This is a genomic window from Chryseobacterium koreense CCUG 49689 (genome assembly GCF_001045435.1).
GTDB classification, from domain to species: Bacteria; Bacteroidota; Bacteroidia; order Flavobacteriales; family Weeksellaceae; genus Kaistella; species Kaistella koreensis.
In genome coordinates, this window is sequence record NZ_LFNG01000006.1 from 26,330 (window position 1) to 39,175 (window position 12,846).

A 12,846-nucleotide genomic window follows, 5' to 3' on the forward strand; every position below is an offset into this window, starting at 1 on the left:
TCCTTCAGAATTATTCGCGAATCACCTTGATCCGTCCATCGCTCCAGACTCTGATAATAGACGAACCGGAAAATTCAGAAACCTTATCCAGGTTTTCTTCTACCACAAAGTCAACAGCGTTTACGATTTCTTTCGAAATATCAGAAAATTTCATGGGCGATTTCTCACCGCTGAAATTCGCAGAAGTGGAAACCAAAGGTTTGTTGAGTTTTGAAATCAGCTTTTTCAGAAAATCGTTCTTGGTCAGGCGAATCCCGATACTGCCATCTTCAGCAAGCAGTTCTTTTGGTAATCCGCGCGGATTGTCATAAATTAAAGTCACGGGTTTTTCTGACAAATCCATGATTTCCCAAGCCATTTCCGGGACATCAACCAAATCCTGCAGTCTTTTTTCGGATTCCACCAAAATGATGAAGGACTTTGATTTTTCCCTTTTTTTGATTTCGAAAATTTTTTGGATGGCTTCCACATTCGTCGCATCACAGCCGATTCCCCAAATGGTATCGGTTGGATAGAGAATGGTTCCGCCGGATTTTAAGGTTTGGATGAGGTTTTCCATAATGATTTTACAAATATCGCTCCCTAATCACGTTCAGATGGTGCAGATGGTGCCCCACAATCAATTTCCCGATCGTTTCTACCGAAATTTCATTCCCGTTTGCAATTCCTGTTTGAGATAATTGTTCCGGATTCAGATGCGCAAACAAAAGGATTGAGGATTTCCGCACTGCATCAAACTCATCAGTCAGACTTTGAAGACTTCTTTCATTTGAAAAATAATTCTTCGCATATTCTTCTTCATCCCAACCGGCGAGTTCGGTGCGGTCCTTTCTGGCAAAAGTCAATGCACGATACGCGAATATCCTTTCTGCATCGATCAGGTGCTGAAGCAGTTCCTTCAAGGTCCACTTCCCTTCGGCATATGCAAAATTTGATTTTTCTTCCGAAAGACCCCGAAATAATTCGAGGGTTTTTTCACCCGAAATCCTCATCGATTCCAGCCAATTTTCAGAAGGAATCAGTTCGACATATCTTTGGATGTATTTTTGAAATTCCGTAGTCTGTTTCATGTCGTGATTATGATTTTAACTGATTTAACCGATTTCAATTCCGTTCTCCACTTTTTCATCAGGAGTTACGAAAGCGAGTTTCCCGTCAGGTTTTGTAGTAAGCAGCAACATTCCCTGGGATTCGATTCCTCGGATTTTCCTTGGAGCCAGATTAAGCAGAATCATCACCTGTTTTCCGATCAGTTCTTCGGGTGTGAAACTTTCAGCAATACCAGAAACCACTGTTCTCACGTCAACTCCGGTATCTACTTTTAATTTCAAAAGTTTGTCGGCTTTTTCCACTTTTTCTGCCTCTAAAATAGTTGCAGTTCGTAGGTCGATTTTGGTAAAATCGTCAAATTGGATTTCGTCTTTCATAGGTGCTGCGTTTGGATTGGTTTTGGCGTTGGACTGTTTGGTGTTTTCTAATTTTTGGATTTGAAAATCTATGGTTTCATCTTCAATTTTAGAGAACAGCAGTTCCGCCGGATTAATTTGGTGTCCGGTTTTGATGAGGATTTTTTCGTTTTCAATTTCTTGCCAGTTCTGTTGGTCAACATTAAACATTTTCAAAAGTTTCCCGGAAGAAAATGGCAGGAACGGCTCTGAAATTTGAGCCAGACCTACTGCAATTTGTGCGGCAATGAACAAAGAATTTGCTGCTTTTTCCGGATTATCTTTAATAGTTTTCCAAGGTTCTTCTGACTGAAGGAACTGGTTTCCGAACCTCGCCAAATTCATTAATGAAGATAAAGCATTTCTAAATTCGAAATTTTCCAGGAAAGTCTTGATTTCTCTTGCATGTTTTGAAACTTCCCTCAGTTCTTCGGCGTTTTCGTTTCCTGCGGGAACTACTCCATCATAATATTTATGGATCAAGACCGCAACCCGGTTGATGAAGTTCCCGAATATTCCTACCAACTCCGAATTGTTTTTGGTCTGAAAATCTTTCCACGTGAAGTTATTGTCCTTGGTTTCCGGAGCCGTCGAAAGCAACGCATAGCGCAAAACATCCTGCTGTCCCGGGAATTCTTCCACATATTCATGCGCCCAAACCGCCCAATTTCTGGAGGTGGAGATTTTGTCGTTCTCCAGATTCAGGAACTCAAAAGCGGGAACGTTTTTTGGCATGATGTAGTCTCCATGCGCCTTCATCATTGCGGGGAAAATAATGCAGTGGAAAACGATATTGTCTTTTCCTATGAAGTGCACCAGATCGGTATTTTCATTTTGCCAATAATCTTTCCAATTTTTTCCATTTTTCTCAGCCCATTCCTGGGTGAAGGAAATATAGCCAATCGGCGCATCGAACCACACGTAAAGCACTTTTCCTTCAGCTCCGGGCAGCGGAACAGGAACGCCCCAATTGAGATCTCGGGTCATTGCTCTTGGTTTCAAGCCATCAGTGAGCCATGATTTTACCTGCCCGTAAACATTGGGTTTCCAGTCATCTTTGTGGCCTTCGATGATCCAATCGTTTAGAAAATCTTCATAGTCATTTAATGGGAGATACCAGTTTTTGGTTTCTTTCAGAATCGGAACATTTCCGCTCAACATGGAGTGTGGATTGATCAGCTCCGAAGGAGAGAGTGTAGCTCCACATTTCTCGCACTGATCGCCGTAAGCATTTTCGTAACCGCAATTTGGACAAGTTCCCACGATGTATCGGTCGGCAAGGAATTCTCCCGCCTGTTCGTCAAAATATTGCTCAGAAACATCTTCGGTGAATTTTCCCTTATCATAAAGATTGGTAAAGAAATCCTGGCTTACTTCGTAATGTTTTCTGGAAGTTGTTCTGGAATACTCGTCAAAAGAAATCCCTAAATCGTTGAATGATTTTTTGATGATTTCATGGTATTTGTCCACGATATCTTGCGGTGTCACGCCTTCTTTTTTCGCACGTATGGTGATTGGGATCCCGTGCTCATCTGAACCGCAGATGAATGCGACATCTTTTCCAAGTCTTCTTTGAAATCTAGCGTACACATCTGCCGGAATATAAACCCCAGCTAAGTGCCCTATATGTACTGGTCCGTTTGCATAAGGCAACGCGGCGGTAATCATTTTTCTTTCTGACATCTTTTTTGTCTTAATTTCTGCAAAGATAAGTTTTATGGATTTGAATTAAAAATTAACTAATGATTAAAGAAATGTTAATTGTTCAATTTGAGAAAATAATTAAATTTCAATCTAAAGATTGGTTTTTGCTAAACGCCTGTTTAACTTTTTGTTAAAATAATATTGCCTCCTTTTGAGAAATTGGAATTTTAATAGTCTGCCAATCAATTTATTATAAAAATTAAGTGCAAAAAGATAGAATAAATTTTGTAATTAATTAACATTTTTCTGAAAAATTTAGTAATGATTGAAAAATTGATTAAATTGCAGTGCTTCTACCATTGAAGTAGTTATGTATTGAATATTAATCCTTAAATTTTATTTTTGTGGGAAACTATACTACAGTTTTGAAAATTGCTCCGGCTTTTTTATTGGCTGGAACAATGATGCTAAATGCACAGCAAACTGATTCAATTAGAAAGGAAACCAAAATTGAAGAGGTTGTACTGATTGGTTATGGTAAACAGAAGAAAACAGACCTTACCGGATCTATTTCCTCTATTTCTGCCAAAGATTTCAATGGCGGTGCTACATCGCCTGCACAGTTGATCCAGGGAAAAACGCCGGGTGTTTCAATTACTGGCAATAGCGGTGCTCCAGGCGCCGGTTCTTCTATCAGAATCCGGGGAATTGGCACTTTGAGCGCATCTCAGTCGCCATTAATCGTCATTGATGGGGTACCTCAGGATTTCAACGGAATTTCGGGAGCGGCAGATCCGCTTTCCTTGATCAACCCGAATGATATTGAAACCTTCGACATCTTAAAAGACGCTTCTGCAACCGCCATTTATGGTAACAGAGCATCGAACGGGGTGATTTTAGTGACTACCAAGAGAGGTTCGGCAGGTAAATTCAAAGTGAATTTTTCAACATTGGCTTCGGTTTCCACAAAAATGAAGAACACTCCGGTTTTGTCAGCCGATGAATTCCGGACCTTTATCAATAAAAACGCATCTGATGCCTACAAAGCAAAATTAGGAACCGCCGATACCAATTGGCAGGACCTTATTTATCAGGCAGCGTGGGGAACTGATAACAATATTGCTTTCACCGGAGGAATTAAAGGATTGCCATACAGATTGTCTTTGGGTTATAATGAGCAAAACGGTATTGTAAAAACCAACTCTTTCCGAAGAACTTCCGCAGGTTTGAATTTGACACCCAAATTTTTCGACAACCATTTATCCGTAACGGTTAATGCTAAGGGAACTTTTACCGACAACCAGTTTGCTGCCGGTGGAGTGATTGGAAGTGCTACTTATTTTGACCCTACACAGCCGGTTTATTCAGGAAACTCAAATTATGGAGGTTACTATGAATGGCTGCTTAATGGAAATCTAAACGTGAATGCTAATGCAAACCCATTGGCGCAATTAGCTGCAACCAGAGATGTTTCCTCCGTTTTAAGAGGATTGGGAAATATCCAATTGGACTACAAATTCCATTTTCTGCCGGATATGCACCTTAATGTGAACGCCGGATACGATTACGCTAAAGGATATGGTGCAAAAACAGAAAGTGGTTTATACAAAACCGCATTTGCAGATAAAGGCAGATACAGAAGCTACGAGCAGGAAAAGAAAAACAAGCTTTTGGAAACTTACCTAAGCTACACCAAAACGATTGAAGCCATCAATACGAACGTAGATTTGGTAGGAGGTTACGCTTATCAGAATTTCCACAGGTTTGAACCATTCGAACCAACCTACAAAGGAACCGGAAAAATTGATCCGGAAACCGGCAATAATACAGATGTTCGAAATGTTTTGATTTCATTTTACGGTAGAGGAATTTTTACCATTGCCAACAGATACATTATTTCTGCATCGGTAAGGAGAGACGGTTCTTCCAGATTCTGGAATGGAGTTGACACTTCGCACCTTTGGGGAACATTTCCTGGAGTTTCTGTAGCCTGGAAAATCAATGAAGAGAGCTTCCTGAAAGGAAAAGGAATTAACACCCTGAAACTGAGAGCAGGTTGGGGAAAAACCGGTAACCAGGAATTAACAAATGTCGGTGATTATCCAGCTTTTTCTTCTTACAGCTTAAGCAACGGCGGTGCTCAGTACTATCTGGGAGATCAATTCTACCAAATGTACCGTCCAGATATTTTCAACCCGAACTTAACTTGGGAAACCACTACCACAGAAAACGTAGGTTTGGATTTTGGTTTTGCGAAAAACAGGATTTTCGGCAGCATTGACCTGTTCCAGAAAAAAGCAGAAAAACTTTTGGTAGATTCGCCAATTTTTGCAGGTGATGTTTCTAACCACAATGTTCTGAATGCAGGAACCATGGAATCCAAAGGGATTGAAGGATCCATCACTGTGGTTCCTATAAAAACAGAGAACACCAGTTGGGAATTGTCATTCAATGCAACCCATTATAACTCGAAAGTAACCAATCTGGTAGATCGTGCAGATTCAAGCTTCTTTATTCCTCAAGGTGGAATTTCCGGAGGGGTGGGAAATACTATCCAGGCACACGTGGTTGGAAACCAACCTTATTCGTTCTATGTTTATCAGCAGGTTTATGGACCAGACGGAAAACCACTGGATGGCGTTTTCGTGGATAGAAACGGAGACGGAAAAATCACAGAGGCTGACAAGTATTTCTACAAATCAACCCAACCGGATGTAATTTTAGGTTTCAACACCAAATTCACCTATAGAAACTGGGATGCAGGATTAAGCGCAAGAGCTGTAATCGGTAATTATGTTTACAACAACGCAGCTTCTAACAGCTCGCTTCAATCTGGTTCTACCAATGAGTATCTCCAAAACGTTTATAATACGGCTGTCAATAACAATTTCTCAATTCCGAGATATTTCTCAGACCTCTTCGTAGAAAACGCATCATTCTTAAGACTGGACAATGTGAATCTTGGTTACAATTTCCGTGATATCTTCGCACCTGGTTCTAGTTTAAGAGTTTACGGAATGGCACAGAATGTCTTTGTAATTACAAAATATACCGGTGTTGATCCGGAAGTATTCGGCAACATTGACAACGGTTACTACCAAATGCCGAGAGTGTATTCATTAGGACTTAACTTTAATTTTTAATTGAGAAGAAATGAAATCATATAAAACAAAATTTAAAACAATTTTAGCCACAGCATCTCTTGCAGTGCTATTCTCTGCGACATCTTGCATGAAGGATCTGGAACAGACCCCTACCGTGAGTGTGACGTCGGAAACGATTTATTCGAATTTTGCAAACTATCCCAATGCTTTGGCTAAATTATATGGAGGTTTTGCCCATGGTGGACAAGATGGTGGTGGTGGAAACCCAGATATCAATGGTATCGACGGTAACTTCTCCCAATATACCAGACAGCTGTTCACGCTACAGGTTCTGCCGACCGACGAAGCGGTAATTGCCTGGAACGATGGTACTTTGCAAACCATCCACAAAATGAACTGGGATTCCTCCAATGAATTCATTGGCGCATTTTATTATAGAGTCTTTACAGAGATTGCATTTTGCAACGATTTCATCAGAAATACCACCGATGCGAAGTTGGCTCAATACAATATCACCGGCGACAATCTGGTACAGGCAAAATATATGAGGACGGAAGCAAGATTCTTGAGAGCGCTTTCCTATTATTATGCCATGGACATGTTCGGAAACGTACCTTTCCCGACAGAGGACAATATGCCGATCGGTTCCACCCAAGCTCCACCACGGATTTCAAGAGCGGATCTTTACAAATATGTAGAATCCGAACTTCTTGCTTGTGCAACTGACCTGAAAGATCCAAAAGCAGCCGGATACGGAAGAGCCGATAAAGCTGCAGCTTGGTCAGTATTGGCAAGACTTTATCTTAACGCTGGAGTTTATACCGGTACTACACAATATGCAAAAGTAATCGAATACTGCAACAAAGTGATCAATGCGGGTTATGCACTGCAACACAAAGTGATTCAGGTTCCAGACCCAAACAACCCCGGAGAAACCATCAGCAAAGATATCAGCTACCAAAGTTTATTCTTGGCAGATAATGACAAAAACAACACTGAAGTCATCTTCCCAATTGTCTTTGACGGAATCAAAGCTCAGACTTATGGCGGAAGCACCTACATGGTACACGCTGCAGTGGGTGGAACCATGCCTGCCGCAGAATTTGGGATAAACGGTGGATGGTCCGGTTTGAGGACTACCAAGGCTTATGTTGGACTTTTCGGAGGTGCAGGCACCAATGACATGCGCGGAAATTTCTATACAGACAAACAAACATTGGAAATCGACGACTTAGGAAATTTCTCGAATGGCTACGCTTTTATCAAATATAAAAACATGACCAGCAATGGCCAAGAAGGTTCAGACGGACCAACTCATGGTTCCGGTAACTTTGTGGACTCAGATATTCCCCTGTTCCGTTTGGCAGATATCTATTTGATGTATGCGGAAGCTAATTTAAGAGGCGGTGGCGGTGACGCAGGTACAGCTCTTGGTTATGTGAACGCTTTGAGAGCGAGAGCTAAAGCAAACCCAATCACCTCCATGAACCTGAATTTCATCCTGGATGAAAGAGGAAGAGAACTTGGCTGGGAAATGACCAGAAGAACTGACCTGATCCGTTATGGCAAATTCACCACAGCTTCTTATTTGTGGCCTTGGAAAGGCGGAGTGAAAGGTGGACAAGCTGTGGAAGATTACAGAAATCTTTATCCAATCCCGGCAAAAGACCTTGTAGCTAATCCAAACTTGGTACAAAATCCTGGTTACTAATTTCACTAATTATGAATAATACTACAATGAAAAACAATCATATTTTAAAAGCGATTTTTGCTTTTCTGATTTTCCTTGGTTTAGCTTCATGTGACAACCGGGAGTTGATACAAGTGGACAATACCGCCGCACCGATCACGATGAATTTGTCGGCAGAACATATTTTTCTTGATCAAAACTACCCAGACAATCCTGCGCTCAATATCACATGGTCGCAAGCTGGATATACTGTACCCGTAGAAATGAATTATCGAATTGAAGCTTCTGCTACTCAGGACTTTGCAAATCCATATACTTTGGGTACTGTAGCACAATCCGTTAGAACTGCAACTTACACCGTTTCACAAATGAACACCGCTGCACAAACCATCGGTTTGATACAGGATGTGGAAGGTAAAATGTATTTGAGGGTAACCTCTTATTTGGGTTCAAATGCATTATCTTCTGTTTCTAACTTGACATCAGTGATGATTACACCTTACGCGTTGACTTATCCATCATTTTACCTTGTGGGAGCGGCATCCGCAGTAGGTTGGAATTCCGGAAGTGCACAGCTGCTTTACAAAAAAGACAGCAAATCCATGATCTACACTTACATGACCCCTGAAAGTTTCAGATTCTTGGGTCAACAGGCTTGGTCGCCACTAAACTACAGTCTTGACGTTCCTGCAACTGACGAACCAAATAGATATTTCAAACAGACGACGCCAAACATCGTTTTCGGTGATCATGAAAACATGAAATTTACTGATACGGAAGGAATCTATTTACTGGAAATCGATGCAGACGGAACCAAGAAATCTTTATCCGCTACAAAATCTGCATTAGGTTACAATTATGATAATCTTTATATGGTAGGTTCAATCAACGGATGGGATGCCGCAAATCCGATCACGATGACCAAAACCGGTGAAGGAACTTTTGAAGTAACCACCACTTTGGGAGCAGATGCAGAATTCAAGTTCATTGGCCAAAAAGCTTGGGCAGCACTGGAATGGGGAAATATCCTTAAAGACAATCCCGGCAATTCCGGCTACGTGGGACCAAAAGATGCGAACTCCAATATAGTTTTCCATGGAAATGGAGGCTCCTATAAAGTTACTGTAAACCTGAAAATGGGAACATTTACAATCCAATAATTAAAGCAGATATAAAAATGAAAAATATATTTAAAATTTTAATGGTATTGATTCTACCATTGCTTTTATTGAACGCTTGTAGAGACGATGCCGATAAAAACTGGACTTCGCCAGAAAAAACGATCCACCTCTATAATACCACTTTGAGCAGCAATACGCTCTATCCAACCATGGATAATAACACGTTCAGACTAGTTTGGGATGATGCCAATGGCACCACGGGAACTTATACCGTACAGTTCTCGAAAACAGCCGACTTCAAAACGCCAATCGTTTTTGGCACTTCACAGACCAATTTCCTGACCAAGTCAATCGCCAGCTTAAACACAGCGCTTTTGCAAGCAGGTTATTCACCTTATGCGCAAACCATGTTGTTTATCAGAGTGGCTAATGGAAATAATGTTTCAAACACTGTTTCCGTGGGAGTTACTCCATATCCGGTTTCTGTACCGGTGATTACCAATCCTGTTGCGGGTCAGTCTGTGGTATTAGATGCTGCAAATCCAACCAGCAATGCACTTACAGTGACCTGGACCGACTATGATTATGGAACAACCGTAAATTACACCATAGAAATCGCTCCAAAAGGAAGCACTAATTTCGTGGTTGCGGGTACCGCCACTGAGAAACAATTGGCTATGACTAATTTCGAGTTGAATGAGGCAGTACAGAAAATCAGTTTGCCAAATGGCGTTTCGTCTGAAGTTGACATTCATGTAATTGCCAAAACCGAAAGCCCGGGTGGCGTCATCACAAAAACTTCAGATGTGGTCACTTTCAAAGTAACGCCTTATCAACCGGCTTACAAAGATTTTTACCTTGTAGGGGGCGGAACAGCAGTAGGTTGGAATGCTGGCGGAGCTCAGTTGCTGCACAACGCTGCAAATATTTCAGAAATTTACACCTACCTGAGCAACAATGGCGATTTCAGATTCCTTGGCCAGCAAGACTGGAACCCCATAAACTATAGCTTGAATGCACCGGGAATGAATGATGCTTACAAATACTTCAACACCTGGACTCCAAATCTACAACCGAATGCTCCTGAAAACATGACCTTCACTGGCGACTCCGGAGTTTACAAGATGGTGATCGATCAAAATGCCAAAAGCATCAGTATTACTCCTTCTTCCATTTCTGTTCTTCCGACCAATCTGTATTTGGTAGGATCAATCAATGGTTGGGATGCAGGCGCCGCACTTCCTATGACTCAGGTTGGTGACGGTGTTTATGAATACACCATCGCAATTCCAGACGGCGCCGAGTTCAAATTCATTGGTCAGCAATCTTGGGGTGATCAGGAATGGGCGAATATCCATACCGGCGGAAATTCAGGATTCCTGGGTCCAAAAGGTGACAACAATAACATACAGTATAATGGTGGTGGATCCACCTATAAAATTACAGCCAATATCAAAATGGGTACCTACAAAGTGGTTCCACAATAATGAAGGCTGATGATTAGACAAGAAACTGTTGCTTTTCAGCAGCAGTTTTTTTATATTTAATGCTCGAAATCTATGATAATGAAAAATCTAAAAATAGCGTCACTGTTCCTTTTGATGGGAAGTTTCGCAATCAATGCCCAATCGCTAAAATCACCGGACGGAAAATTTGAAATGAACTTCCAGCTAAAGTCCGGCGTTCCATTTTATAACCTGAAATACGACGGAAAAACCATCGTGGAAGATTCCAAATTGGGATTGAGACTTCTGCGTGACGGCGACATCCAGTTCGCCTCCGAGATTGAAGGGAAAAACCAGCAGGGAAAGGATCTCAACAGCGGTTTTGAAAAAACTGCAGAAAAATTCGACTCCAAAAATGAGAGCTGGAACCCGGTATTGGGTGAAAAAAAATCCTACATCAATCATTACAACGAATTGGCCGTCACCCTGAACCAGCCTGAAAATGAGAGGCATATCGTGGTGAAATTTCGACTATTTAATGATGGACTCGGTTTCAGATATGAATTCCCGGAACAGAAAAACCTGAACTACTTCATCATCAAAGAAGAAGATTCCGAAATCGATCTTCCTAATGACATGAAGATTTTTTGGATTCCCGGAGACTATGATTCCCAGGAATATCTTTACACCGAAAGTAAAATCTCAGAAATCCCCGCCAAATGGCCAACTTCTTACGATGGAAACGCCTCCCAAACTTTAATTAAAAACGGAATCCAAATCCCTACCATCCTAAAAACAGAAGGCAAAACTCCATTTTACATGACGATTTCCGAAGCGGCGGTAATCAACTATCCCACCGCAAATGTGGAGGTAGATGCCATCAATTTCAAATTCAAAACCCACCTGACTCCGGATGGACAAGGTGCAAAAGGCTATATCCAAACTCCCGCAGTTTCGCCGTGGCGAACGATTATCGCCTCCACAAAAGCAGAAGAAGTTTTGGATTCCAAAATGATTTTTAACCTGAACGAGCCGACCCACTACACAGACACATCCTACATTAAACCAACGAAATATATGGGCGTTTGGTGGGAAATGATTATCGGAAAATCGCAGTGGGCCTACTCTACCGCAAACAATGTCCATATCGGAAAAACAGATTTCACCAAACTGACTCCAAACGGTAAACATGCTGCCAATAACACCAAGGTAAAAGAATACATCGATTTTGCCTCAGCAAACGGTTTCGACGCGTTGCTGATCGAAGGATGGAATATCGGTTGGGAAGATTGGTTCGGGCATTCAAAAGAATTTGTTTTCGATTTTATCACACCTTATCCGGATTTCGACATCAAAATGCTGAATGATTATGCCCATAAAAAAGGAATCAAACTGATGATGCACCATGAAACTTCAGGTTCTGCAACCAATTACGAAAGATGGGCGGACAAAGCATATCAACTGATGAACAAATATGGATATGATGCCGTGAAAACGGGATATGTGGGAAACATTATCCCGAGAGGCGAACACCATTATTCACAATGGACGATCAACCACTACACGCGAATTGCAGAAAAGGCAAACGATTACAAAATCATGGTGAACTCCCATGAAAGCGTGCGACCAACGGGACAAAGCCGGACCTACCCCAACTGGATTGCGGCAGAAGCAGCCCGCGGAACGGAATTCGAAGCTTTTGGCGGAAACAATCCCGACCACCAAACCATCCTTCCTTTTACCAGATTCATGGGCGGACCAATGGATTATACCCCAGGAATTTTCCAGACCAAACTGGACTACTATTTTCCGGGAGACACCAGATTTGTGAAAACCACTTTGGCAAAGCAGCTTGCACTTTATGTGGTAATGTATTCCCCACTTCAAATGGCGGCAGACCTACCTGAAAATTACGCAAAACACATGGACGCATTCCAGTTCATTAAAGATGTTGCAGCGGATTGGGACGACACCAAAATTCTGTCTGCCGAACCAGGAGATTATATCCACACCGCAAGAAAAGCAAAAGGAAAAGACGAATGGTTTGTGGGCGGAATTACCGATGAAACGACACGGGATTTTACCGTAGATTTTTCGTTTTTGGATAAAGGAAGAAAATACGAAGCTACGGTTTACGAAGACGGAAAAGACGCAGATTATATCCGCAATCCACAATCTTATAAAATTTACAAAAAAACCGTTGACAGCAAAAGCAAACTGTCTCTTCGTCTGGCGAGGAGCGGCGGCTACGCGATTTCGGTGAAGCCCTTGAAATAGAATGGGAGTTTAATATCAAACCTCATAGGTTTTTAGAAACCTATGAGGTTTCCTAACAATAAAACCGGTTAAAAAATAATGCCAATGTTCGCAAACAAGAATTTAGATCATTTCTATTTT

The 12,846-nt window shown here is 41.6% G+C and carries 8 protein-coding genes; 5 read left to right on the forward strand and 3 right to left on the reverse strand.

Annotation, left to right across the window (positions count from 1 at the left end; translation table 11 throughout):
- Nucleotides 1-10: 10 nt before the first annotated feature.
- Genes ACM44_RS04905 through metG form a run of 3 tightly spaced genes read right to left on the reverse strand, consistent with a single transcriptional unit; the run spans nucleotide 11 to nucleotide 3,128 of the window.
- Nucleotides 11-559: an L-threonylcarbamoyladenylate synthase gene (locus ACM44_RS04905; protein WP_048498950.1), complete on the reverse strand. Its 549-nt coding sequence runs from the start codon at nucleotides 557-559 to the stop codon at nucleotides 11-13.
- Nucleotides 560-566: 7 nt separating this feature from the next.
- The gene (locus ACM44_RS04910; RefSeq protein ID WP_048498951.1) at nucleotides 567-1,070 is read right to left on the reverse strand and encodes a DinB family protein; all 504 of its coding nucleotides are present in this window, start codon (nucleotides 1,068-1,070) and stop codon (nucleotides 567-569) included.
- A gap of 24 nt (nucleotides 1,071-1,094) precedes the next feature.
- Nucleotides 1,095-3,128: a methionine--tRNA ligase gene (metG, locus tag ACM44_RS04915; protein WP_048498952.1), complete on the reverse strand. Its 2,034-nt coding sequence runs from the start codon at nucleotides 3,126-3,128 to the stop codon at nucleotides 1,095-1,097.
- A 365-nt stretch (nucleotides 3,129-3,493) separates the two neighbouring features.
- Here metG and ACM44_RS04920 point away from each other — a divergent pair, with 365 nt between their 5' ends.
- The 5 genes from ACM44_RS04920 to ACM44_RS04940 all read left to right on the forward strand — a co-directional run bounded on the left by ACM44_RS04920 (nucleotide 3,494) and on the right by ACM44_RS04940 (nucleotide 12,726).
- Nucleotides 3,494-6,232 (forward strand): SusC/RagA family TonB-linked outer membrane protein, encoded by a 2,739-nt coding sequence (locus ACM44_RS04920; protein ID WP_048498953.1) that lies wholly within the window; start codon nucleotides 3,494-3,496, stop codon nucleotides 6,230-6,232.
- A gap of 10 nt (nucleotides 6,233-6,242) precedes the next feature.
- Complete coding sequence (locus ACM44_RS04925; RefSeq protein WP_048498954.1) at nucleotides 6,243-7,904, forward strand: RagB/SusD family nutrient uptake outer membrane protein; 1,662 nt, start codon at nucleotides 6,243-6,245, stop codon at nucleotides 7,902-7,904.
- 11 nt (nucleotides 7,905-7,915) lie between these two features.
- Complete coding sequence (locus ACM44_RS04930) at nucleotides 7,916-9,043, forward strand: SusE domain-containing protein (RefSeq protein WP_083993649.1); 1,128 nt, start codon at nucleotides 7,916-7,918, stop codon at nucleotides 9,041-9,043.
- Nucleotides 9,044-9,060: 17 nt separating this feature from the next.
- Entirely contained in the window at nucleotides 9,061-10,491 is a 1,431-nt protein-coding gene (locus ACM44_RS04935; protein WP_048498956.1) for a SusE domain-containing protein, read from the forward strand.
- A 78-nt stretch (nucleotides 10,492-10,569) separates the two neighbouring features.
- On the forward strand, nucleotides 10,570-12,726 hold the full coding sequence (locus ACM44_RS04940; protein ID WP_048498957.1) for a glycoside hydrolase family 97 protein: 2,157 nt from the start codon (nucleotides 10,570-10,572) through the stop codon (nucleotides 12,724-12,726).
- Nucleotides 12,727-12,846 lie beyond the last annotated feature (120 nt).